This window comes from Pseudomonas sp. RIT288, assembly GCF_000631985.1.
Taxonomy (GTDB): Bacteria; Pseudomonadota; Gammaproteobacteria; order Pseudomonadales; family Pseudomonadaceae; genus Aquipseudomonas.
The window spans coordinates 159533-183845 of record NZ_JFYN01000005.1; the positions used below are offsets into that span (position 1 = coordinate 159533).

Annotated in this window: 17 protein-coding genes; 11 read left to right on the plus strand and 6 right to left on the minus strand. The window is 60.6% G+C overall.

Annotated features, from left to right (window positions below):
* Positions 1 to 336: 336 nt before the first annotated feature.
* From BW33_RS06665 to BW33_RS06695, 7 genes are all read left to right on the plus strand, one after another.
* Entirely contained in the window at positions 337 to 1026 is a 690-nt protein-coding gene (locus BW33_RS06665) for an ABC transporter permease (protein ID WP_177327464.1), read from the plus strand.
* Positions 1027 to 1047: 21 nt separating this feature from the next.
* Positions 1048 to 1953: a glycine betaine ABC transporter substrate-binding protein gene (locus BW33_RS06670; RefSeq protein WP_047597897.1), complete on the plus strand. Its 906-nt coding sequence runs from the start codon at positions 1048 to 1050 to the stop codon at positions 1951 to 1953.
* Between the two features lie 12 nt (positions 1954 to 1965).
* On the plus strand, positions 1966 to 2619 hold the full coding sequence (locus BW33_RS06675; RefSeq protein ID WP_047597898.1) for an ABC transporter permease: 654 nt from the start codon (positions 1966 to 1968) through the stop codon (positions 2617 to 2619).
* Positions 2616 to 3773 (plus strand): osmoprotectant ABC transporter ATP-binding protein OsmV, encoded by a 1158-nt coding sequence (locus tag BW33_RS06680; protein WP_047597900.1) that lies wholly within the window; start codon positions 2616 to 2618, stop codon positions 3771 to 3773. Before BW33_RS06675 ends, BW33_RS06680 begins: the two co-directional genes overlap by 4 nt.
* Positions 3774 to 4422: 649 nt before the next feature.
* Complete coding sequence (locus BW33_RS06685) at positions 4423 to 5586, plus strand: type III PLP-dependent enzyme (RefSeq protein ID WP_047597902.1); 1164 nt, start codon at positions 4423 to 4425, stop codon at positions 5584 to 5586.
* Between the two features lie 257 nt (positions 5587 to 5843).
* Positions 5844 to 6908 carry an alpha-xenorhabdolysin family binary toxin subunit A gene (locus BW33_RS06690; protein ID WP_047597903.1) on the plus strand — a complete coding sequence of 355 codons (1065 nt, stop codon included), beginning with the start codon at positions 5844 to 5846 and terminating at the stop codon, positions 6906 to 6908.
* A gap of 31 nt (positions 6909 to 6939) precedes the next feature.
* A complete protein-coding gene (locus tag BW33_RS06695) occupies positions 6940 to 7941 on the plus strand; it encodes an alpha-xenorhabdolysin family binary toxin subunit B (protein WP_152546094.1) in 1002 nt (333 codons plus the stop codon).
* Between the two features lie 17 nt (positions 7942 to 7958).
* On the opposite strand, the gene BW33_RS06700 is transcribed toward BW33_RS06695, so the two are convergent.
* Together BW33_RS06700 and BW33_RS06705 are read right to left on the minus strand one after the other, a co-directional pair.
* On the minus strand, positions 7959 to 8735 hold the full coding sequence (locus BW33_RS06700; RefSeq protein WP_047597907.1) for a tetratricopeptide repeat protein: 777 nt from the start codon (positions 8733 to 8735) through the stop codon (positions 7959 to 7961).
* Positions 8732 to 9412: a Fe2+-dependent dioxygenase gene (locus tag BW33_RS06705; RefSeq protein ID WP_047597909.1), complete on the minus strand. Its 681-nt coding sequence runs from the start codon at positions 9410 to 9412 to the stop codon at positions 8732 to 8734. Before BW33_RS06705 ends, BW33_RS06700 begins: the two co-directional genes overlap by 4 nt.
* Positions 9413 to 9619: 207 nt before the next feature.
* Between BW33_RS06705 and BW33_RS06710 the strand changes: the two genes are divergently transcribed.
* Positions 9620 to 11935 (plus strand): TonB-dependent receptor, encoded by a 2316-nt coding sequence (locus tag BW33_RS06710; protein ID WP_047597910.1) that lies wholly within the window; start codon positions 9620 to 9622, stop codon positions 11933 to 11935.
* A gap of 209 nt (positions 11936 to 12144) precedes the next feature.
* Complete coding sequence (locus BW33_RS06715) at positions 12145 to 14673, plus strand: PepSY domain-containing protein (RefSeq protein ID WP_047597911.1); 2529 nt, start codon at positions 12145 to 12147, stop codon at positions 14671 to 14673.
* Positions 14674 to 14771: 98 nt separating this feature from the next.
* Here BW33_RS06715 and BW33_RS06720 read toward each other — a convergent pair whose 3' ends face one another.
* From BW33_RS06720 to ptsP, 4 genes are all read right to left on the minus strand, one after another.
* The gene (locus tag BW33_RS06720; RefSeq protein ID WP_047597912.1) at positions 14772 to 16313 is read right to left on the minus strand and encodes an alkaline phosphatase D family protein; all 1542 of its coding nucleotides are present in this window, start codon (positions 16311 to 16313) and stop codon (positions 14772 to 14774) included.
* Positions 16314 to 16489: 176 nt separating this feature from the next.
* Positions 16490 to 18223 carry a PTS fructose-like transporter subunit IIB gene (locus tag BW33_RS06725; protein ID WP_047597913.1) on the minus strand — a complete coding sequence of 578 codons (1734 nt, stop codon included), beginning with the start codon at positions 18221 to 18223 and terminating at the stop codon, positions 16490 to 16492.
* Positions 18224 to 18234: 11 nt separating this feature from the next.
* Entirely contained in the window at positions 18235 to 19176 is a 942-nt protein-coding gene (gene pfkB, locus BW33_RS06730; RefSeq protein WP_047597914.1) for a 1-phosphofructokinase, read from the minus strand.
* Complete coding sequence (gene ptsP / locus BW33_RS06735; RefSeq protein WP_047597916.1) at positions 19176 to 22037, minus strand: phosphoenolpyruvate--protein phosphotransferase; 2862 nt, start codon at positions 22035 to 22037, stop codon at positions 19176 to 19178. The genes pfkB and ptsP overlap by 1 nt, the downstream gene beginning before the upstream one ends.
* Before the next feature lie 306 nt (positions 22038 to 22343).
* Between ptsP and cra the strand changes: the two genes are divergently transcribed.
* Positions 22344 to 23339, plus strand: coding sequence for a catabolite repressor/activator (gene cra / locus BW33_RS06740; RefSeq protein ID WP_047597917.1), 996 nt, complete (start codon positions 22344 to 22346; stop codon positions 23337 to 23339).
* A gap of 3 nt (positions 23340 to 23342) precedes the next feature.
* Entirely contained in the window at positions 23343 to 24119 is a 777-nt protein-coding gene (locus BW33_RS06745) for a TatD family hydrolase (RefSeq protein WP_047597918.1), read from the plus strand.
* The last annotated feature ends 194 nt before the right edge of the window (positions 24120 to 24313 follow it).

Genomic DNA, 24313 nt, shown 5'->3' on the forward strand with positions numbered 1-24313 from the left:
ATCTTTTGATCTTGCTCTTAACAACAAAATCAAAAGATCGCAGCCTTCGGCAGCTCCTACAGGTGGCCAAACAGTGTCTAACGTGGGAACCTTTTAAAGCACGGAGACGTCCATCCCCTGTTACGACATTTCGTCAGGGGCTGAAAAATCAGCAAGTTAGCCTGACGAGGCTGCGCTCATGGCTCGCTTTCAGACCGCTTGTTGCCGGTGCTGAGGGAGCTGCTTCTCGCGAACGTTTATTTCCCGGCAGCCAGGCATGGCATGCCACTCGGGACGGCGTTCGCCGACTACAAGAAAAGGAGTCCGCCTGTGGCTATCCGCTATGGCAAAGGGCTGATGGGAGGTGCGGTGGTTATCGCGCTCCTGGCCCTGCTGGTCCACTGGATCGGCATCAACACGATCGAACACTACCGCGACGATTTGTTGTTTTACCTGCAAGCTCATCTGATTCTCGTCCTCGCTTCAATGCTGGCCGCCCTTGTCGTGGGCATCCCCGCCGGTATCTTCCTCAGCCGCCCGACCATGGTCGGCCGTGCTGAACGCTTCATGCAAATCTTCAATATCGGCAACACCGTGCCACCGCTGGCCGTACTGGCGATTGCCCTGGGGATTCTCGGCATCGGCAGTGGCCCGGCGATCTTCGCTTTGTTCCTCGCATCCCTGTTGCCGATTGTGCGCAACACCTACGAAGGCCTGAAAAACGTCCAGGGTTCGCTCAAGGAAGCCGCCGTCGGCATCGGTATGACACCGCGCCAGGTGCTGTGGAAAGTCGAATTGCCCAATGCGGTGCCGATCATCATCGGTGGTGTGCGCGTGGCACTGGCGATCAACGTCGGCACCGCGCCGCTGGCATTCCTGATCGGCGCCAACAGCCTCGGCAGCCTGATCTTCCCTGGCATCGCCCTGAACAATCAGCCGCAACTGCTGCTCGGCGCCGCGTGCACCGCGCTGCTGGCCCTGCTGCTCGATGGCGTGGTCACCCTCGCCAGCCGTCTCTGGCTGGAACGCGGTTTGCGCCCGTCTTAAGGCTCTTGCGAAGGAATATTTATGAAACGACTTAGCTTGATCTCAGGCCTGTTCCTGAGCAGTGCCCTGCTGCTTGCAGGATTGGCGCAGGCCGCCGAAAAACCGCTTATTCGCCTCGGCGCCCGGGTCTTCACCGAGCAGACCCTGCTCGCCGAAATCACCGCGCAATACCTGCGCGGCAAAGGCTACGACGCGCAGATCACTGGCGGTCTGGGCAGCAACCTGGCCCGCAGCGCCCACGAAAGCGGACAACTGGACATGCTCTGGGAATACACCGGCGTGTCACTGGTGGCCTACAACCATGTCACCGAAAAACTCGACAGCGAACAGTCCTACGCCCGAGTCAAAGAACTCGACGCGAAAAAAGGCCTGGTCTGGCTGACCCCGTCTAAATTCAGCAACACCTACGCCCTCGCCCTGCCGAAAAAAATCGCCGAGGAGTATCCGCAGATCAACAACATCAGCCAGTTGAACGAAGTCCTGCGCGCCGAAGCCAAGACCAATCATCTGGTGGCGCTGGATACCGAGTTTGCCAACCGCTCCGACGGTCTGGACGGCATGGTCAAGCTCTACGACATGAACCTCACCCGCAAGAACATCCGGCAGATGGACGCGGGGCTGGTCTACACCGCGCTGCGCAACGGCCAGGTGTTTGCCGGTCTGGTCTACACCACCGACGGCCGCCTGAATGCGTTCGGCCTGAAACTGCTGGAAGACGACAAGCACTACTTCCCCGACTACACCGCCGCGCCGGTCGTGCGTCAGGCCTACCTCGATGCGCACCCGCAACTGGCCGAGCAACTCAAGCCGCTGGCGCAACTGTTCGACGACGAAACCATGCGCCAGCTCAACGCGCGGGTCGACGTCGATCATGAGAGCCCGTCGAAAGTCGCCGCCGATTTCCTGCGCCAGCATCCACTCAATTAAGGAGGAAAAGTCATGGAATTTCTGAACGCCTTTTCCCACCTCGACTGGCAGCAGGTGATGCACCTGACCTGGCAGCACATCACTCTGGTCGGCATCGCCGTGACGCTGGCGATTGTCGTTGGCGTGCCACTGGGCATTCTGATGACGCGCTTCCCGAGCCTCGCCGGCCCTTTGCAGGCCAGCGCCACGGTGCTGCTGACCGTGCCGTCGATTGCGCTGTTCGGCCTGCTGCTGCCGTTCTACTCCAGGTTCGGCCAGGGCCTCGGGCCAATGCCGGCGATCACCGCGGTGTTCCTTTATTCACTGCTGCCGATCATGCGCAATACCTACCTCGCCCTGACCGGCGTCGAACCGGGTATCCGTGAAGCCGCCCGCGGCATCGGCATGACCTTCGGCCAGCGCCTGCGCATGGTCGAATTGCCGATTGCGGTGCCAGTGATCCTCGCCGGGGTGCGCACCGCCGTAGTGATGAACATCGGCGTAATGACCATCGCCGCGACCATCGGCGCCGGTGGCCTCGGTGTGCTGATCCTCGCCTCCATCAGCCGCAGCGACATGTCGATGCTGATCGTCGGCGCGCTGCTGGTCAGTCTTCTGGCGATCTTCGCCGACCTTCTCCTGCAGTGGCTGCAACGTACGCTGACTCCAAAAGGACTCCTCAAATGATCGAACTTCAAAACCTCAGCAAGACCTTCCAGAGCAACGGCAAAGATGTCAAAGCCGTGGACTCGGTGAGCCTGACCGTCAATGAAGGCGAAATCTGTGTGTTCCTCGGGCCATCGGGTTGCGGCAAAAGCACCACGCTGAAAATGATCAACCGCCTGATCAAGCCGACCTCGGGCAAGATCCTGATCAACGGCGAAGACACCACCGATCTCGACGAAGTCACCCTGCGCCGCAACATCGGCTACGTGATCCAGCAGATCGGCCTGTTCCCGAACATGACCATCGAAGAGAACATCGTCGTGGTGCCGAAACTGCTCGGCTGGGACAAACAGAAATGCCACGACCGCGCCCGCGAACTGATGAGCATGATCAAGCTGGAACCCAAGCAGTATCTGCATCGCTACCCGCGTGAACTGTCCGGCGGCCAGCAACAGCGTATCGGTGTGATCCGCGCCTTGGCCGCTGATGCGCCACTGTTGCTGATGGACGAGCCGTTCGGTGCGGTCGACCCGATAAACCGCGAGATGATCCAGAACGAGTTCTTCGAGATGCAGCGGGCGCTGAACAAGACCGTGATCATGGTCAGCCACGACATCGATGAGGCAATCAAACTCGGCGACAAGATCGCGATCTTCCGCGCCGGCAAACTGCTGCAGATCGATCACCCGGACACCCTGCTCGCGCACCCGGCAGACGATTTCGTCAGCAACTTTGTCGGCCAGGACAGCACCCTCAAGCGCCTGTTGCTGGTGAAGGCCGAAGACGCGGCGGACAACGCGCCATCGGTCAGCCCGGAGACTCCGGTGGCCGAGGCGCTGGAATTGATGGACGAGCATGACCGTCGCTACGTGGTGGTCACCTGTGCCGAGAACAAGGCACTGGGCTATGTGCGTCGTCGCGACCTGCACCGCCAGACCGGTACCTGCGCGCAGTTTCTGCGCGAGTTCAACGCCACGGCGGCGTACGACGAACATTTGCGCATCCTGTTGTCGCGCATGTACGAGTTCAATCGTTCGTGGCTACCGGTGATGGATGCCGAGCGGGTATTCCTCGGCGAGGTGACGCAGGAGTCGATTGCGGCTTACTTGAGCTCGGGTCGCTCGCGCGGGATGAAGACCAATATCGTCTCGCCGGCTGAGGCCGTGGTCGCCTGATCGATTAAAAAGTCGAACATCTACCCTGTGGCGAGGGAGCTTGCTCCCGCTGGGTCGCGCAGCGGCCCCTCTTTAAAAAAAGCGGGGACTGCTTCGCAGTCCAGCGGGAGCAAGCTCCCTCGCCACATTTTTTTGTGTTTTCAAAGACTGGAAAAAAATATCAACACCGAGGTGAGCTCTGTCACTGCTAAAGCACCCGCTACACTTATCAAAATCCCTCTCACACCCGCCTCTCGCCGCCAACGTCGCCGATGTTGCGCCGATCACACTTATCCACTAATTAGTCGACAAAAGCTGCGAACGTGCAGGTATTTTTAACACTCGAAAATTCTCGGGGAACATCTGTCCGTCATCTCGGTCGGCTACAAAGAGTGATATCCGCGACGCACGTCAGAAGCGTGCAAAAACGCGACATTTTTAGTTGATCTCAGGCCCCTCACGCCCTAAAGTTCGCGCCGAACGTCCATGCTGGAAACGATCCATCCGGCTCAAGTACTGACGACGAGACAGCAAGGCCAAGGGCAGTTACGCCCGTGGCCTTTTTGCTTTCGGCGACATGCCTTGGGAAGTAGGCGAACCAAAGTGGGGATACGGAGGGCGTTCATTTGCACCCATTGTTTTTACGAGTTTGCCCATAGGAGCTACCAGCATGTCGATCCAGGTCGAAGACTATTTCGCGCGCGAAACCTTTCAGAAAATGAAGGCGTTCGCCGACAAACAGGAAACCCCGTTCGTGGTGATCGACACCGCGATGATCAGCCAGGCCTATGACGACCTGCGCGCCGGTTTCGAATTCGCCAAGGTCTACTACGCGGTCAAGGCCAACCCGGCTGTCGAGATCATCGACCTGCTCAAAGCGAAAGGCTCGAGCTTCGACATTGCCTCCATCTATGAGCTGGACAAAGTGCTGAGCCGTGGCGTCAGCCCGGACCAGATCAGCTACGGCAACACCATCAAGAAATCCAAGGACATCCGTTACTTCTTCGAGAAAGGCGTTCGTCTGTACGCCACCGACTCCGAAGCCGACCTGCGCAACATCGCCAAGGCTGCACCGGGTTCGAAAGTCTATGTGCGCATTCTGACCGAAGGCTCGACCACCGCTGACTGGCCGCTGTCGCGCAAGTTCGGCTGCCAGACCGACATGGCCATGGACCTGCTGATCCTTGCACGCGACCTGGGCCTGGTGCCGTACGGCATCTCGTTCCACGTTGGTTCGCAGCAGCGCGACATCAGCGTCTGGGACGCGGCGATCGCCAAGGTCAAAGTGATCTTCGAGCGTTTGAAAGAAGAAGACGGCATTCACTTGAAGCTGATCAACATGGGCGGCGGCTTCCCGGCCAACTACATCACCCGCACCAACAGCCTGGAAACCTACGCCGAAGAGATCATCCGCTTCCTGAAGGAAGACTTCGGTGATGACCTGCCGGAAATCATTCTGGAGCCGGGCCGTTCGCTGATCGCCAACGCCGGCATCCTGGTCAGCGAAGTGGTACTGGTTGCACGTAAATCCCGCACCGCCGTCGAACGTTGGGTCTACACCGATGTGGGCAAGTTCTCCGGCCTGATCGAAACCATGGACGAAGCGATCAAGTTCCCGATCTGGACCGAGAAGAAAGGCGAGATGGAAGAAGTGGTGATCGCCGGCCCGACCTGCGACAGCGCCGACATCATGTATGAGAACTACAAGTACGGGCTGCCGCTGAACCTGGCCATTGGTGACCGTCTGTACTGGCTGTCGACCGGTGCGTACACCACCAGTTACAGCGCTGTCGAATTCAATGGCTTCCCACCGCTGAAATCCTTCTACGTGTAACCCGCTGTAATTTAAAAAAGGCCCATGTTTTCATGGGCCTTTTTTATTTCCTTCGATTATCACTATCGACTATTTAGTTACAACGCCGACCGTCTAACCCAGAACAAAACTTAATCAGCGCCGACAATTCGCGCCAATACGAAGCATTTCAAACAATCACAAACAATAACTAACAACCCGTCACACTCAATACATGTACTCAACTGCCACTTCGAATTTACCCTGAGGGTTCAAACCACACCTAAAGGGAATTTAAAGTGCAACCAAGCCAGAATCCGCTTATTACTAAAGATGACGTCAGAAAAATAAAAAACTACGTCTCCGCGACCAAAACATTGCCACGCAATATCGAGGATCTAGAAAAACAATTACAAACAAAACAGACAGGCATTGTCGGGCTTGAGCTGATCGACATTGTCGAACTCTATATATCGATCATCAATAACGCCAGTTCCTGGGCAGACATCGAATACTCGATGAAACGTGTGGCCAGTAGCCTGGCAACTTTTTCGGAGGACCTTGAAAGCTTCGGCCAGGACATTATCAATGCCATCATGACAATGCCGGGCTACGTCAACTATCTTGGCACCATCGATTCGCTGACCGAGGAAGAAATAAACAAACTTCCGCCATTGGAAATCGGCGAAGAGGAGAAAAATCGCTTTGGCTCCATTCAGGAGGCGCTGGCGTTCATCGCAAGTTCGATCAACCAGAAAAAACTCAGCAGCCAGGACGTCAGCGAGCGTCTGAAATACTTCAAGTCTGACCTTAACGATAAGGTTGCCGTCAATATTGGCAAGAAGTTGAAGTTGGCCGGCGATGAGCAAATCAACCAACAGTTGACTGAACTGAACGCGGCGATCGATCTGGCTCAGCAACGTATCGATGAAAAGGCCAAGGAAACAGAACCCAACTTTTTCGACCACATTCTTGGTTTTATCGTTGCTATCAACGGCAGCCCGTCAGTTTGGTATCAACATCTCGAACGTCAACAATCGATATATTTGAAGCCCTTGCTTGATCAACGAGAGTTACTGGCTGCGCAAGTCAAGCAGAAGAATATCCTTGCCGGCACACTCATGGAATTCCAGGCGGGTCTGGATAGCATGTCGCTCTATGTAGAGGGCGCGATCCAGAGCACTTCGCAACTGGAGACACTCTGGATTTCCATTACCGATTACATCAGTTCCTCGCAGAACAAAGTCATGGATATGCACGAGTTTCTGACGCTCAGAAGCTTTGTATCGAGTTTGAACGTTGTTCTGAAAAACTGGAAATCAGTGCAAATCAACGCAAACCAGCTTATCAGCGCTTTCGACTAAAAATCACTTAACCAACAAGGAAGAATTATCCATGACAACTGTTTCCTATATGCAACCCGACTTCTCCCGCCTGCAAGAAAGCCGCGAGGCTATCCGCTATCAGGCAATCGTAGGTTCTGCAAATCTCTATATCAAAGCCCTCAGCGATGAGTTGCTCGGTTTGAACGCTGCCATCGGTGAACTGGATCTCATGGCTGCCAACACCATCACGTCGGCCATTTCGACACTGGAGACTGACGAACTGCACGAAAACCTGCAAGCGTTGGGCAATATCAAGGGTGATGATGCCAACGCTGACGTCGAAAAAGCACGCCAAGTGTATTCGCAGATTGTCACGCAACTGATCAAGTTGAGCAGCGAGCAAATGACCCGCTTGCACTCGTCACTGCACAACGGTGTGTTTGGTGTACAGAGCATCACCATCAGCAATAACCGTTTCAGGCTCGAAGAATTGGCCGCTGCCAAAACCAGTCTGGACCGCGAATACAGTGCAGAAAGTATCCCACTGGCTCAACTGAAAGACGATGAGGCGGTTCTCAATCTGGCGATCACGGAGTTTGAAAAGCTGACATTCATTGATCGCGTCAAACCGTTGCTCGCACAACTGAAAGCCATCTTCGGCGGCAAGCCAAAAACCCCTGAAAGTGCAGCACTGGAAGCCGGACTGATTGTTGCCAACAAGTTTCTTGACGAAGCCAATGAGCTGATCAAGTACAACGACCTGATAAAGGCGCGGCAAATCATTCAGACCCGCCTCGCCCAGCGTGAGGAGCGTGTGGCCTCCCTGGCAAAACAACTGCGCGAAAACGACGACAAGACCCGCCAGTTGAACGACACGCAAAAGGTTGTGCCGCATCAGCAAACCTACGTCAGTGAGACCGGCAAACTGACGGACGCGTTATCTGCGTTTCTCGCTGCGGTCATCGCTACGCCGAACGAAGACGTTCAGCTGCATGGTGAACGAGTGCTCCAAAACAGCGAGGCCTTGCGCAATTACCTGATCCCGCTACAGGGTCGCTGGTTGCGCGGTTGACTGATGGCGCCTGCCCTTCATGACTGATGGAGGGCAGGCACCTCGGCGTCGAGGGTCGCCAGGCGCTGACGGTACTCGGCGCCCATGGCGCGTATCTGCGGATGCGCGGATGCCAGCAGCGATTCGCCGCTGATGCGCAAGAACTTCGCATTGCCAAGCAACAGCGCCTTGCGCAGCCATTGCAGCGCCTCTTCGATTCGCCCCGCTTGGGCCAGAATCGCGGCGTGACTGAACTGCCCACGGAAATCGCCGCCCTCGGCGGAGCGTCGATACCAGTCATGTGCCGCTGTCAGATCCCTCGGACACACCCGCCCTTCTTCCAGATAACGTCCCAACAGGTTCATTGATTTGGCGTGGCCGGCTTCAGCGGCGCGTCGATACAGGTCCAGTGCCTGAAGTTGATCCTCAGGTATCCCACGCCCGGTAGCGAGCAGATTGGCCAGGTTGTACATGGCCCAGTCCAGCCCATTATCTGCAGCGACCCGGTAATGCTGCGCGGCAACCGCAGCATTGGCGACACAGCCCCAACCATGCTCATGACAACGACCCAGCATGTTGCGCGCCATCAGATGCCCTTGCCCGGCGGCAATGCCAAACCAGCGTAGCGCCAGCGGCTGATCCTGAGCGATGCCACGGCCATCGAGCAGGATCTGTCCGAGCAGCGCCTGCGCTTCAACAATGCCCTGGCCGGCTGCAAGCAGAATCGCCTGCGCTGCGCGCGCCGGACTTTCTTCGAGCATGGCGCTGAGCTGCGGGCCGTCGAGCACTTCCTCGCGTCGCAGTTGAAAACTCATACCTCGACCCAGCGCCGCAGCAGATTGTGATAGGTGCCGGTGAGGCGGATCAGCGACGGGTGATCAGGCATGTCCTGGGTGAGCTGCTGGATCGCCCCGTCCATCTCGAACAGCAAGGCGCGCTGGCTGTCTTCGCGCACCAGGCTTTGCGTCCAGAAGAACGACGCATAACGCGCGCCGCGGGTGACGGCATTGACCTTGTGCAGGCTGGTGCCGGGATACAGCACCATGTCGCCGGCGGGCAGTTTCACCCGTTGCATGCCGAAAGTGTCCTGGATCTCCAGCTCGCCGCCGTCGTAATCCTCGGGTTCGCTGAAAAACAGTGTGGCCGACAGATCGGTGCGCACCCGCTCGATGCTGCCTTTGGGCTGGCGCACGGCGTTGTCGATGTGAAAGTCGAAACTGCCGCCCGCCGTGTAGCAGTTGAGTAACGGCGGGAATACCTTGTGCGGCAGCGCGGCGGACATGAACAGCGGATTTTTCCACAGCCGTTCGAGCATCGCTGCGCCGATTTCCTTGGCCAGCGGATGGCCTTCCGGCAGTTGCAGATTGTGCTTGGCCTTCGCCGACTGATAGCCGGCGGTGATCTTGCCATCAGCCCAATCCGCCTGCTCCAGCGCCTCGCGGATGCGCTGCACTTCTTCTTTGGCGAACAGGCCGGGGATGTGCAGCAACATGGCGATCGTACCTGATGGTAAAGGGGTGCCAATGGTATTGATTCTTATTGGCCGTGTAAAACCCGCACGACGGATGAATCGGCTAAAACCGTAAGGCTAAATTGTAAAGAATGTAAATTCGTCGCGAATAACAATGTTTCGCAATTGATACGAATACCCGTTTACCCTATATTCCGCGACCTCAAATCCTTGGGGAGGGGAATAAAAATGTCACGTCAACACGCACAATTGCCGGTCAGTTCACCACGTTTGCTCGCTTCGGCCATTGGTGTCGCCATCACTGCCGGTTCCGCTGGCCACATGGTGTTCGCCGCAGAAAAGACCGACAGCAAAGCCTCCGGCAATGCCATCGCTCTGGACGCTACCGCCATCACCGGCGAAGCTCAGGACCCGACGTCCTACCAGGTCGAAAAAGCCTCCTCGCCCAAGTACACCGCGCCGCTGGTCGATACCCCGCGCTCGGTCACCGTCATCCCGCAACAAGTCCTCAAGGACACCGGCGCCCTGAACATGCAGGACGCGCTGCGCACCGTGCCGGGCATCACCTTCGGTGCCGGTGAAGGTGGCAACCCGCAGGGCGATCGTCCGTTCATTCGTGGTTTCGACGCCCAAGGCGACACCTACCTCGACGGCGTGCGCGACACCGGTTCGCAGAGTCGCGAAATCTTTGCCGTGGAAAACATCGAAGTCAGCAAGGGCCCGAACTCGGCCATCGGCGGTCGTGGCGCGGCCGGCGGCAGCATCAACCTGGTGAGCAAGAAAGCGCACCTGGGCAACTCGTTCGACGGTGGTTTCACCTGGGGCTCCGACCAGACCCAGCGTTACACCCTGGATGGCAACTACCAGTTCAGCGACACCGCTGCCGGCCGCCTGAACCTGATGAGCCACGAGAGCAATGTCGCCGGCCGCGACAAGGTCGACTACGATCGCTGGGGCATCGCGCCGTCCCTGGCGTTTGGCCTGGGTACCGACACCCGCGTCAACCTCGACTACTACCATCTGGAAAGCAACGACACCCCGGACTCGGGCATTCCTTACACCATTCCAAAGGCGGGTTCGGCTGCCCGCACCAAGTCCAACCCGGACAAGCCGTACGCCGGTGGCGATCACAGCAACTTCTACGGTCTGGATCGCGATTTCCGCAAGGGCCGTACCGACACCGCGACCTTCGCCATCGAGCACGACCTGAGCGACTCGCTGACCATCAAGAACACCCTGCGCCACGGCACCAGCATGCAGGATTACATCCTCACCCAGCCGGACGACAGCAAGGGCAACGTCAACAATGGCAGCGTCTGGCGCCGTGCCAACACGCGGGTCAGCAACACCGAGACCACCACCAACCAGACTGACCTGTTCGGCAATTTCTACATCGCCGGCTTCAAGAACAGCTTCTCGACAGGTGTGGAATACACCCGCGAGGAAGGCCAGAAGTCTTCGTACAACGTCAACACCGACACCACGCCGCGCACCAGTGCCGTGACCAACACTTGCACCCCGTCGATGATCGGCGCGTCCAGCGGCTACAACTGCACCTCGTTGTCGAACCCGAATCCGAACGATCCGTGGAACGGCGCGATCTCACGCAACTACGCCGGCACCGACACCAAGGCCAACACTTACGCGCTGTATGCGTTCGACACCCTGGAGCTGTCCGAGCAGTGGCTGGTGAACATGGGCTTGCGTTACGACCACTTCGACACCGACTACAAGACCTACAACAACGCCGGCACCACCACCTCCAAGGGTGATGACACCAGCGAGTTCGTCACCGGTCAGTTCGGCGTGGTCTATAAACCGGCGCCGAACGGCAGCATCTACGCCTCCTACGCGACCTCCGCGACGCCACCGGGCAACACCCTGGGTGAAGGCCAGGAAGGCAACCCGCTGGGCGGCACCCCGGATCGCAATGGCAACCTGCTCAAGAGCGACATGGAGCCGGAAACCACCAAGAACTACGAAATCGGCACCAAGTGGGATCTGTTGAACGATCGTCTGTCGTTGACCGCTGACGTGTTCCGCACCGAGAAAGAAAACGCTCGCGTGCAAGTCGACACCACCTCCTACGAGAACGCCGGCAAGACCCGCGTGCAGGGTATCGAGTTGTCGGCCAGCGGCAAGATCACCGACAAGTGGCAAGTGTTCGCCGGCTACGCTTTCATGGACAGCGAACAAGTCGACGGCGGCCCGATGGGCAGAGCCAACGACGGCAACGAACTGCCGAACACGCCGAAAAACAGCGCCAGCCTGTGGACCACTTATCAGGTCACGCCAAAGCTGACCCTCGGTGGTGGTGCCTTCTACGTCGACGACGTGTACGGCAGCGTGGCCAACACCACGATGGTCGATTCCTACGTACGTTACGACGCGATGGCCGCCTACAAGCTGAGCAAGAACGTCGACCTGCAACTCAACGTGCAGAACCTGACCAACGAAACCTACTACGACAAGGCCTTCTCGACCCACTTCGCCAACCAGGCGGCGGGCCGTACGGCACTGTTGAGCACCAACTTCCACTTCTGATCCTGTAGGAGCTGCGGCACGCTGCGATCTTTTGATCTTGATTCTTAAAAACCAACATCAAAAGATCGCAGCGTGCCGCAGCTCCTACAAAGAACAAAGCCCCGGTCATTCATTTGAACGGGGCTTTTGTGCGTAATCAAAGAAGCTCTCGACAACCCACGGCATAATGCGCGCCGTGAAACATATTTCGAACGGACAAGGCGAGCGACGTGTTGAAGAAAACCCTGTTCCAGTTGCACTGGTTTTTCGGCATCACTGCCGGGCTGGTGCTGGCCCTGATGGGCATTACCGGTGCCGCCTATTCGTTCCAGGACGAAATCCTGCGGGCGCTGAACCCGTCGGTGTTGCAGGTGGAAAAGCAGGTCGCTGGCGTCCTGCCTCCCGTCGAGCTGGTGGAACACATCGAAGCGACTTCCGGCAAGAAAGTCGCGATGCTCTGGGTCGAGACCGACAGCGGCAACGCCGCACGCGTCTACTTCACCCCGCCCAAAGGCGAACGTCGTGGCGAGATGCGCTACTTCGATCCGTATACCGGCAAGTTCATGGGCGACGCGGTTGGCCAGGATTTCTTCGGCCTGATGCTGCAACTGCACCGCTTCCTCGCCATGGGCGATACCGGGCGCAACATCACCGGCGCCTGCACCCTGATCCTGCTGTTCTTCTGCCTCTCCGGGCTGTACCTGCGCTGGCCGCGACAGTGGAACAGCTGGCGCGTGTGGCTGACCCTCGACTGGAAGAAAAAGGGCCGCAGCTTCAATTGGGATCTGCACTCGGTGGCCGGCACCTGGTGTTTGCTGGTGTATCTGCTGCTGGCGTTGACCGGGTTGTCGTGGTCGTACGAGTGGTACAACAAGGGTCTGACCAAACTGCTTTCCGACGCGCCGCAAAACGAGCGCGTGCGCGGCGGTCGCGGGCCGGCGCCGGAAGGCCCGGCACCGACGGCCGACTACGCGGCGATGTGGAGCAGCATCTACAGCGCTGCCGGCCCGGGCCTGTCGGCCTACAACATCCGCATGCCGCCAGTGGCCGGGCAACCGGCGACCGTGTTCTATCTGCTCGACAGCTCGCCGCATGATCGCGCGCTGAATCAGATCACCCTCGACCCGGCCACCGGCGTCGTCAAACGCGTCGACCGCTATGCCGACAAGAGCTTCAAGGCGCAGCTGTTGACCAGCATTTACGCGCTGCACGTCGGCAGCTATTTCGGCCTGGTCGGACGAATCATCGTCACCCTCGCCGCCGTGTGCATGCCGCTGTTTTTCATTACCGGGTGGCTGCTGTATCTGGATCGCCGACGCAAGAAAAAGCAGATTCAGGACGCGCGCAAAGGTCTTCAGGCACCCGCCGCTGATGAACCGGCATGGCTGGTGGGTTTCGCCAGCCAGAGCGGTTTTGCCGAACAGTTGGCGTGGCAGACCGCCGGGCAATTGCAGGCCGCCGGCTTGCCGGTGAAGGTGCAGCCACTGGCGAATGTCAGCGCAGAAGATCTGCGCGAATCGAACCACGCGCTGTTCGTGGTCAGCACGTTCGGCGACGGCGAAGCACCGGACAGCGCGCGCGGTTTCGAGCGCAAAGTACTGCGCGATGCCGCCAGCTTCGACAGCCTGAACTATGCGGTGCTGGGCCTCGGCGACCGCCAGTACCAGCATTTCTGCGGCTTCGCCCGACGCCTGCATCAGTGGCTCGGCGAGCACGGCGGCAAGACCCTGTTCGCCCCGGTCGAAGTCGATAGCGGCGACCCGTACGCCCTGCGTCACTGGCAGACGCAGCTCGACCTGATCACCGGACAAGCGCCAGTCGACACCTGGCAAGCACCGAGCTACGACAACTGGACGCTGCTGCGCCGCCACCTGATGAACCCCGACAGCAGCGGCGCGCCGGTGTACCTGTTGGGCCTGAAGGCGCCGAGCACCAGCAGCTGGCTGGCCGGCGACCTGGTGGAAGTGCTGCCGCGCAACTGCCCCTGGGCCATCGAACACTTCCTCGACGGCCTCGGCATTCGTGGCGAAACCACGGTGAAGATCAACGGCCTCGAAGAGCCACTGGAAATCGCCCTCGCCAGCCGCCAGTTACCCGAACATCGTGCGCATCTGGTCGGCCTGCATGCGCAAGCGCTGGTGGATGCGATGGTGCCGCTGGCCATGCGCGAATATTCGATCGCCTCGATTGCCGCCGACGGCGTGCTGGAGCTGATCGTGCGCCAGGAACAACACGCCGATGGCAGCCTGGGCATTGCTTCCGGCTGGCTGACCGAGCATGCGTCCGTGGGCGGCAGCATCAGCCTGCGCGTACGGCGCAACAGTGGCTTCCACCTGCCGAACCAACCAGTGCCGATGATTCTGCTGGGCAACGGCACCGGCCTCGCCGGGTTGCGCAGTCTGCTCAAAGCACGCATCGCCGACGGTCAGCAGCGTCACTGGCTGCTGTTCGGCGAGCGCAATCGCGAGCACGATTTCCTCTGCCGGGCGGAGCTGGAAGAGTGGCTGATCAATGGTGATCTGACACGACTGGATCTGGCGTTTTCGCGGGATCAGGCGCAAAAGATTTACGTCCAGGATCGCCTGCGCGAATCTGCTGACGAACTGCAGAAATGGCTGGCTGAGGGTGCGGTGATCTACATTTGCGGCAGCCTGCAGGGCATGGCTTCTGGCGTCGATCAGGCACTCAACGACATCCTCGGCGCCACCGAAGTCGAACGCCTGATCGAACAGGGCCGCTATCGCCGCGACGTGTACTGACTGACTCCTGTAGAAGCTGCCGCAGGCTGCGATCTTTTGATCTTGTTGTTGAAAAATCAAAAGATCGCAGCCTGCGGCAGCTCCTACAGGTGGAGTGATCAGACGGGCTGCAATTTCTGCTCGAAAACCGCTACCCCATTCAAATCCCGCAACACCACACTCATCTCCCCGCTCTGCCCTTCGATGTTCACCTCGCCAAAGAACTGAAACCCGGCAAACGGTGAAGCATTCTGGGTCGGCGGGGCCTTCTGGAACACCACTTCCGGGCCGAAGGTCTTGTCCAGCGGATTAGGCCCGAAACTCCCGGCGTTCAGTGGCCCGGCGACAAACTCCCAGAACGGTTCGAAATCCTGAAACGCCGCACGGTCCGGGTGGTAATGATGCGCCGCGCAGTAATGCACGTCGGCGGTCAGAAACACGAAGTTGCGCACCTGCTGCGCCCGCAGAAAACCGAGCAGCTCGGCGACTTCCAGCTCACGTCCCTGCGCCGGGCCGGGATCGCCGTTGGCCACGGCCTCCCAACGTGCGACGCCCGGGCTGACCTCTCCGTCGGGCACGCCGAGGCCGATCGGCATGTCGGCGGCGATCACCTTCCACTGCGCCTTGGAGTGCTTCAAGCCACGCTTGAGCCAGTCCAGTTGCTCACGCCCCAAAAACGGTTTTGCCGCGCCGAGATTGTCGTCGTTGGCCCCGCGATAGCTGCGCATGTCGAGCACGAACACATCGAGCATCGGCCCGTAACCGAGCTTGCGATAAATCCGCCCGCCACCGTCGGCCGCCTGCAAACGCATCGGCGAATATTCCAGCCAGGCCTTGCGCGCACGGCCGACCAGGGTGTGGATATCTTTTTCCTGATAACGCTCGTCGAGCTGCTTGCCCGGCGACCAGTTGTTGACCACTTCGTGGTCGTCCCACTGCCAGATCTGCAGGACTTCGGCGTTGAAGCGACGGATGTTTTCGTCCATCAGGTTGTAGCGGTAATTGCCGCGATAATCGTCGAGGGTCTGCGCGACTTTGCTCTTGGCTTCGGTAGTGAGGTTGCGCCAGATCCGCCCGCCTTCGGTGGTCAGTTGCGCCGGCACCGGGCCGTCGGCGTAGATGGTGTCGCCGCTGTGGATAAAGAAGTCCGGCAGGCGCAGGCGCATGGATTCGTAGATGCGCATGCCGCCGATGTCCGGGTTGATGCCGAAGCCCTGGCCGACGGTGTCGCCACTCCAGACGAAACGGATATTACGCCGCGCCTTCGGAGCGCTGCGCAAATGGCCGAGCCACGGTTCGCTGGCGACGCCGGATTGTGCGTCCTTGAAATACACCCGATAGAAAATTGCCTGATCGGCGGGCAGCCCGGTGAGTTCGACGCGGGCGGTGAAGTCGGTGCGCGCATCGGCCAGTGGCGAGACTACACGGCGCGGGTGACGAAACTGACTGCGGGTGTCCCACTCGACCACCATCCGCGCCGGACGGTCGCTGCGGCTCCAGATCATCGCGCGGTCGCCTTTCAGGTCGCCGGACTGCACGCCGTCGGTGAGTTGCGGCCGATCCTTGACCGACGCGATCACCGCCGGCGCCAGCCCCGGCATCAGCAGCCCGGCACCGACAACCTGCATGACCCGCCGACGACCGATGTTGAAATCGCTCATGCTGTTCTCCCTGGAAAAAGGAAAACTTAAGCACGCCTGTATGAACTCGCCATGACACCACTAACCATTGTGGGAGCGAGCCTGCTCGCGAAAGCGGTGTACCAGTCAACATACATGTCGCTGGCAGATTGCATTCGCGAGCAGGCTCGCTCCCACAGGGGGATTTGCGTTGCCCGTCAGGCCTTCGCCGGTTCCAGCGCCAGCTCGACGGCTTCCGGGCGCTTGACCGTCGCATAGACAACGGCCGTCAACAAACTCCCCGCCACAATCGCCAGCAAATACAGCAACGCATGATTGATCGCATTCGGGATCGCCAGCACAAACAAGCCCCCGTGCGGCGCCATCAGTTTGCAGCCGAAGTACATCGACAAGGCGCCGGTCAACGCACCGCCGGCGATGCTCGCCGGGATCACCCGCAGCGGGTCTTTCGCGGCAAACGGAATCGCCCCTTCGGAGATGAAACACAGCCCCAGCACCAGCGCCGCTTTACCGGCCTCGCGCTCGGTCTGGGCGAACTTGCGGCGGGCGATGAACGTGGCGATGCCCAGCCCGATTGGCGGCACCATGCCGGCAGCCATGGTCGCGGCCATCGGCGCGTAACTCTGCGAAGCCAGCAGCCCGACCGAGAACGCATACGCGGCCTTGTTGATCGGTCCGCCGAGATCGACGCACATCATGCCGCCGAGCAATACACCGAGCAGGATCGCGTTGGTGGTGCCCATGCTGTCGAGAAAATGCGTCAGCGCCGCGAGCATCCCCGCGACCGGTTTACCGACCACGTAGATCATCACCAGACCGGTGATCAGGCTGGCGAACAACGGAATGATCAGAATCGGTTTCAGCGCTTCAAGACTTTGCGGCAAAGCGACGTAGCGACTGATGGCCTTGGCCGCATAACCGGCGATAAACCCGGCGACGATCCCGCCGATGAACCCGGCCCCCAGCGTACTGGCGAGCAAGCCACCAATCATCCCCGGCGCCAGGCCCGGGCGGTCGGCGATCGAGTAGGCGATGTAACCGGCGAGCAGCGGCACCATCAGCTTGAACGCGGTCTCGCCGCCGATCTGCATCAACGCCGCCGCCAGCGTGCCCTCTTCCTTGAACGCGGTGATGCCGAAGACGAACGACAAGGCGATCATCAGACCACCGGCCACCACCATCGGCAGCATGAACGAGACACCGGTCAGCAGGTGTTTGTAAACGCCGGTTTTCTCTTGCCTGGCCGGCGCCTTGCCGTCGCTCGCAGCGCTTTCCACCTGAGCTTCGGCGAGGGCTTTTTTCAGTGTGGCTTCGGATTGCTTGAGCGCAATGCCGGTGCCGCAGCGATAGATTTTCTTGCCGGCAAAACGCTCGGTGGCGACTTCGATGTCCGCCGCCAGCAACACCACGTCAGCCTCGGCAATCGCCGTCGCGCCGAGCGGGGTTTTCGCGCCGACCGAACCCTGGGTTTCGACGTGCAGTTCATAGCCCAGACGCTTGGCCGTCTGCTGCAACGCCTCGGCGGCCATGAAGGTGTGGGCCACCCCGGTCGGGCAAGCAGTGATCGCGACGATGCGTGGCGCACGTGGCGCAGCGGCAACCGGGGCGGCTTCGCTGGCGACGTAAACTTCGGCCTCTTCGGCACCGCGACGCAGCACCGCTTCCACATCCTGCAGGGCTTGCGCCGGGGCGATGCGGAATACGCGCTTGCCGGCAAAACGACGCATGTCGACGTCACCAGTGGCGACCAGCAACACCCACTCCGCCGCCTCAATGGTGGCGGCCGACAATTCGCGCTCCGGGTGCGCCGCATCGACCACTTCAACGCTGGTGCTCCAGCCCTGACGCTGGGCCGCCGCATCGAGCAGGCGGGCGCACAGCACACTGGTGACCATGCCGTTCGGGCAGGACGTGACAATGGCTAATTTCATGACAAACCCTCTTATTGTTCTGTCAGGGGACGCACGCGTACGCCCTGTTCGAGCTGCGCCAGTTGCGCCGCATCGTTGATGCCGAAACCGATCTGCGTCACCGCCATCGCGGCAATCGCCGTGGCCGTGCGCAGGGTCTGCTCGGGAGTATCGGCACTGAGCAGACCGTGGAGCATGCCGGCCAGCAGCGAATCGCCGGCCCCTACCGTGCTGGCAACAGTCACCTTCGGCGGCGTGGCATGCAGCGCCGAGCCGACGCTGAACCAGTTCACACCGTCGGCACCGTGGGAAATCACCACGTGCTCGATGCCCTTGGCGTGCAGGCACGCCGCTGCCTGCGCTTCGGCGGCGTGCGAAACCACATCGCAATCGAGCGCATCGGCGAGTTCTTCGGTGTTCGGCTTGATCAGCCACGGGCGCGCTTCAATGGCCGCGCGCAAGGCTTCACCACTGCTGTCGAGGGCGACCTTCAGACCGAGGCCGTTCAGGCGTTCGATCAACTCGCGCAACCACTGCGCGGTGACACCGCGCGGCAGACTGCCGGCGACCACCACCGCGTCATGCCCCGGGGCGATCTGCAGCAGACGCTCAAGCAACGCCTGCTGCGCCGCCGCGTCGACAACCGGCCCCGGGCCGTTGATGTCGGTGATGCGACCGTCGTGCTCGGCGACCTTGATGTTACTGCGCGTCTCCCCCGGCACGCGGATGAACGCGTCGATAAAGCCGCGCTTGGCGAACAGGGTTTCGAAGGCTTGCAGATTGTCTTCGCCGAGAAAGCCGCTGACCGTCAGTTGATGCCCGAGGTCTGCGAGTACCTGGGCGACGTTCACGCCTTTGCCGGCGGCGTGGGTGTGCATCTCGTCGCTGCGGTTGACCTGACCGGCCTCCAGGCGTGACAACTCGACCGTGAGGTCCAGCGCCGGATTGAGGGTCAGGGTGAGAATCTTGGCCATTACAGGGCCTCCACTAATGCACGCACTTCATTCGCGCTGCCCACGGTGAGGGCTTGTTGAGCAAGGGTTTGCGCCTGGGTCAGGCTGAGTTCGCGGATGCGTGCCTTGACCTCGGCGATGCTGCGACCGGACACGCTCAGCTCATCGACGCCAAGGCCGACCAGCACCGGCACCGCCAGCGGATCCGCCGCCAGTTCGCCGCACACACCGACCCATTTGCCATGGGCATGCGCGGCGCGCACGGTGATGTCGATCAGTTGCAACACCGCCGGGTGCAGGCCGTCCGCTTGGGCCGAGAGTGTCGGGTGACCGCGGTCGATGGCCAGGGTGTATTGCGTCAGGTCGTTGGTGCCGACACTGAAGAAGTCGACTTCCTTGGCCAATACCGGCGCCAGCAATGCAGCGGACGGCACTTCGATCATGATCCCCAGTTGCAAGTCAGCGACCGGGATTTCCAGGCGCAGACGCTCGGTCATGTCGCGGGCCTGACGCCACTCTTCGACGCTGCCGACCATCGGGAACATGATCCGCAGCGGACGGTTGTCCGCCGAACGCAGCAAGGCGCGCAACTGCGCTTCCATGACCTGCGGGCGCTGCAACGTCAGGCGAATGCCGCGCACGCCGAGGAACGGGTTTTCTTCCTTGGCGATCGGCCAGTACGGCAGCGGTTTGTCGCCACCGACATCGAGGGTGCGCACCACCAGCGGTCGCCCGGCAAGGCCGTCGAGAACGCGGCGGTATTCGGCTTCCTGAGTGGCTTCATCCGGCGCCTGCGGGTGGGCCATGAAAATCAGTTCGGTGCGCAGCAGACCGATGCCTTCCGCGCCCTGCTCCACTGCGGCGGCGACACCGGTGCTTTCACCGATGTTGGCGAACACTTCCACGGCGTGACCGTCAGTGGTGTGCGCCGGTTGATGACGTTGTTCGGCGGCAGCCTTGAGGCGCTGCTCACGGGTGTCGCGTTCTTCGGCGGCACGTTGCAGGGTCGCGGCATCGGCGTCGACGTGCAGGCGACCGCGCTGGCCGTCGAGCAGCAACGGCGTGCCCGGTGCCAGCAGCAACACCGCGGCACCCGCACCGACCAGCGCTGGAATTCCGAGAGCACGGGCGACGATTGCACTGTGCGCCGTGGCGCCGCCGCGAGCGGTGAGAATCCCCGCCACCCGCGCCGGATCCAGCCGTGCGACGTCCGACGGGCCGACCTCGTCCATCACCAGAATGTACGGTTGTTCAGGCTCGTTCGGCGTTTGCACACCGCAAAGTTGCGCCAGCACCCGGCGCCCGATGTCCCGCAGATCCGCCGCCCGCTCAGCGAGCAATGCGTCCTGCAGCGATTCCTGTTGCTTGGCCGCTGCTTCGATCACCGCCATCCACGCCGCTTCGGCGCTTTCGCCCTGCTTGAGGCGGGTGTCGACTTCGTCGGTCAGTTCCGGGTCGTCGAGCATTTCCTGGTGGGTGATAAAGATCTCGCGGATGGCCTTGGCCTTGCTGCGTTCGATCAGGCCTTGGATGTCACGGCGCACATCGCTCAGCGCTTGCTTGAGGCGCTCGCGTTCAATGGCGGCGGACTCACCGCGCAACGGGTAATCGATAGCCTGCTGCACCTGAATGTGCGCTGGCCCAATGGCGATGCCCGGTGCAGCAGGGATCGCCTGCAACTGCGCGCCGGACGCCGGGGCGATCAGCACCTCGGCGATTTCGGCGATGACTTCGCGTTGCTGGCTCACGGCCGGCAGCGGTTCGACTTCTTCGCCGAGGCCTTCTTCGATAGCGGCCAGCAGCGCCGGCAAGGCGTCGGCGGCGATGCTCGGTTCGGCGATCAACTCCAGCACCTGACCACGCCGCGCGCCGAGGCTCAGCAGCTTGCTCAGGCTTTTCACCGACACGGCGCTGTCTGCGCTGTCGACGATGCGCACACGGATTTCGCCGTCAAAACTCTTCGCCAGTTGCGCAAGAATCTTCGCCGGACGAGCATGCAGACCGTGGGCGTTGGCCAGGGCAATACGCGCGCTCGGCCAATCGGCGGGCAATTCGCCGCCGAGCACTTCAAGGACTTTACGACTGCTGGTGGCCCGGCCCAACTCATGGCCGCGCCCTTCAATGAGCAATGCGCACAGACGCTCAAGCAGCGCCTGATGCGCCTCACCCAAACTGGCCAGACAAAACAGACCGCTCAGTGGCTGACCGAGGTAACGCATCGGTTTGTCCGGGGTGACGAACGCCAGGCCCGGGCGCTTCACGGTTTGCTCGCTGTGCAGCCACCAGAGGCCATCGCCCAGCGGCAGCGCCTCGACTTGTTGCAACACACCGGCAAAACCGTTGCTCACACAATCGGCCTGCCGCAGCAGACGCGCACCACGCCAGACCAGTTCTTCGAAATCGTCAGCCGACACGCCGAGGCCGATCATCTGCGCATCCAGCGCCAGTTCCTGCGGCGCACCTTGCAACAGTTTCAGCAGCGCTTCCGGCGAGCTGGCGCGGCGCAGGGCCTGACCCAGATCGGTCTCGCCGAGGGCGCGAGTCAGCAGTTGCAACAGGCGCAGGTGTTCGTCGGATTTGGCGGCGATGCCGATCGCCAGATAAACGATCTGGCCGTCACCCCAATCCACGCCCTCGGGAAACTGCATCAGCCGTACGCCGGTGGCGAACACTTGATCGCGGGTCTCGGGCGTACCGTGGGGAATGGCAATACCCTGGCCGAGAAAGGTCGAGCCTTGGGCTTCCCGGGCCTGCAAGCCGGCGAGGTAGCCATCGGCGACCAGGCCATCGGCCACCAGATGATTGGCGAGTAGTTGCAGGGCGGCGGGTTTATCCATAGCCGATTGGCCCATGGATATCTGCTCTATAGTGAGCTCGAGCATGCGATCTCCTTTTTGGCACATGGATGCGCCAGGATATTGTTTTGAATGGTCACAGCTTAGGCGCTGGTCAGCCTGCTTTTCAGCGGAAGTTTTGGCGGTTTCACGGCAGAACCGGCCAAAGGCGTCTAAAACGTAGAAAATACGCTTGCTGAAACGTTTAATCTAGATTGATCGGCACGTTACTCGATAATGTCTCATCCTTGAAGTCCAACTTGTCGGATGCGCTGCGACAATAGTCGTCTGCCCGAATCGGGTAGGATTGGCGAAAATGTGGCGGCAAGCTCGAAAAAACAAGGAAATACCGGGTTGAAACTCAGTGATATCGCGCGGTTGGCCGGAGTGTCCGTGACCACCGCCAGCTACGTCATCAACGGCAAGGCCGAACAGCAACGCATCAGCAACGCCACGGTCGAGCGGGTGCGTGCGGTCGTCGAACAGCACGGCTTCACCCCCAATCCACAAGCGGCCGGGTTGCGCAGTCGGCACACCCGCACGTTGGGTTTTATTCTGCCGGACCTGGAAAACCCCAGTTACGCGCGGATCGCCAAACTGCTCGAGCAAGGCGCGCGCGCGCGCGGCTATCAGTTGCTGATTGCCAGCTCCGACGATGCGCCGGACAGCGAGCGCCAGTTGCTGCAACTGTTCAAGGCGCGCCGTTGCGATGCGCTGATCGTCGCCAGTTGCCTGCCGGCCGGTGACGACAGCTATCACCAGTTGCAGGCCAAGGGCTTGCCGATCATCGCCATCGACCGGGTCATGGAACCCGAGCACTTCTGCTCGGTGATCAGTGACGACCGTGAAGCCAGTCTGCACCTGACTCAGAGCCTGCTCGATCCGCAGCCGAAACAGATCGTGCTGCTCGGCGCGCGTCCGGAGCTGAGCATCAGTCAGGAACGTGCTGCCGGCTTCAAGCAGGCACTGGTCGACTTCAAAGGCGAAGTGCTGATCGAGCACGCCGAGTCCTTCAGTCGCGAATGCGGCAAGCAACTGATGGAAGAACTCCTGCAACGTCTGGGGCATTTGCCGGATGCGCTGGTGACCACGTCCTACGTGCTGTTGCAGGGCGTGTTCGATGCGCTGCATGACTTCCCGCTCAAATCCCGCCCGCTGCGTCTGGGCACCTTCGGCGACACGCAGTTGCTCGACTTCCTGCCGCTGCCGGTCAACGCCATGGCCCAGCAGCACCAGTTGATCGCCGACAAGGCCCTGGAACTGGCGCTGGCCGCCGTCGAGCAATCGCAATACAAGCCTGGCGTGCAGGCCATCGCGCGGACCTTCAAGCAGCGCATTCACCGGGACTGAACCGTGGAGCTGATCGACAGCCACACCCACCTCGACTTCCCCGACTTCGACGCCGATCGCTCAGCCTTGCTCGCCGAAAGCCGCGCCCTCGGGGTGCGGCGGATGGTGGTGCTGGGGGTTTATCAGGGCAATTGGCAACGGGTGTGGGAGCTGGTGCAGAGCGATGCCGACCTGTATGCGGCATTCGGTCTGCATCCGGTGTACCTCGATCAGCATCGCCCCGAAGATCTACGCGCACTCGGCGACTGGCTGACACGGCTGCGCGGCCATCGGCAACTGTGTGCGGTAGGCGAGATCGGTCTGGATTACTTCATCGAAACCCTCGACCGCGAACGCCAGCAGGCACTGTTCGAGGCCCAGCTGCAACTGGCGGCAGATTTCGAACTGCCGGCGCTGATCCACGTCCGCCGCAGCCACGCGGCGGTGATCGCCACGCTCAAACGCTTCAAGCTCAAGCGCGCCGGAATCATTCACGCCTTCGCCGGCAGCCGCGAAGAAGCACGCGAATACATCAAGCTCGGTTTCAAACTGGGTCTGGGTGGCGCGCCTACCTGGCCGCAGGCGTTGCGCATGCATCGGGTCCTGGTGGATCTGCCGCTGGCGTCGATCGTACTGGAAACCGACTCACCGGACATGGCGCCAGCGATGTTCCCCGGAGTACGCAATACCCCGGCGCACTTGCCGGCGATCTGTGCGGCGCTCGCCGAACTGATGAACATCAGCCCGAAACAACTGGCCGCGACCAGCACCGCCAACAGCTGCGAAGTGTTCGGTTGGTAACACAACCTCTGTAGGCGCTGCGAAACGCTGCGATCTTTTGCTCCTGGTTTTAAAAACAAGATCAAAAGTTCGCAGCCTCGTTTCGCTCGGCAGCGCCTACAGTCAGTTCGCGTGCGCCCTGTGGTGAGGGGATTCATCCCCGATGGACTGCGCAGCAGTCCCTGATCACTTACGGGCATGGGGAGACGCTTCGC

Bases quoted from the DNA above. Each gene is read 5' to 3' on its own strand.
- BW33_RS06675 (WP_047597898.1), top strand. From the start codon at position 1,966: ATGGAATTTCTGAACGCCTTTTCCCACCTCGACTGGCAGCAGGTGATG.
- BW33_RS06670 (WP_047597897.1), top strand. From the start codon at position 1,048: ATGAAACGACTTAGCTTGATCTCAGGCCTGTTCCTGAGCAGTGCCCTG.
- BW33_RS06695 (WP_152546094.1), top strand. From the start codon at position 6,940: ATGACAACTGTTTCCTATATGCAACCCGACTTCTCCCGCCTGCAAGAA.
- ptsP (WP_047597916.1), bottom strand. From the start codon at position 22,037: ATGCTCGAGCTCACTATAGAGCAGATATCCATGGGCCAATCGGCTATG.
- BW33_RS06720 (WP_047597912.1), bottom strand. From the start codon at position 16,313: ATGAGCGATTTCAACATCGGTCGTCGGCGGGTCATGCAGGTTGTCGGT.
- BW33_RS06665 (WP_177327464.1), top strand. From the start codon at position 337: ATGGGAGGTGCGGTGGTTATCGCGCTCCTGGCCCTGCTGGTCCACTGG.
- BW33_RS06700 (WP_047597907.1), bottom strand. From the start codon at position 8,735: ATGAGTTTTCAACTGCGACGCGAGGAAGTGCTCGACGGCCCGCAGCTC.
- pfkB (WP_047597914.1), bottom strand. From the start codon at position 19,176: ATGGCCAAGATTCTCACCCTGACCCTCAATCCGGCGCTGGACCTCACG.
- BW33_RS06725 (WP_047597913.1), bottom strand. From the start codon at position 18,223: ATGAAATTAGCCATTGTCACGTCCTGCCCGAACGGCATGGTCACCAGT.
- BW33_RS06710 (WP_047597910.1), top strand. From the start codon at position 9,620: ATGTCACGTCAACACGCACAATTGCCGGTCAGTTCACCACGTTTGCTC.
- BW33_RS06680 (WP_047597900.1), top strand. From the start codon at position 2,616: ATGATCGAACTTCAAAACCTCAGCAAGACCTTCCAGAGCAACGGCAAA.
- BW33_RS06685 (WP_047597902.1), top strand. From the start codon at position 4,423: ATGTCGATCCAGGTCGAAGACTATTTCGCGCGCGAAACCTTTCAGAAA.
- BW33_RS06705 (WP_047597909.1), bottom strand. From the start codon at position 9,412: ATGTTGCTGCACATCCCCGGCCTGTTCGCCAAAGAAGAAGTGCAGCGC.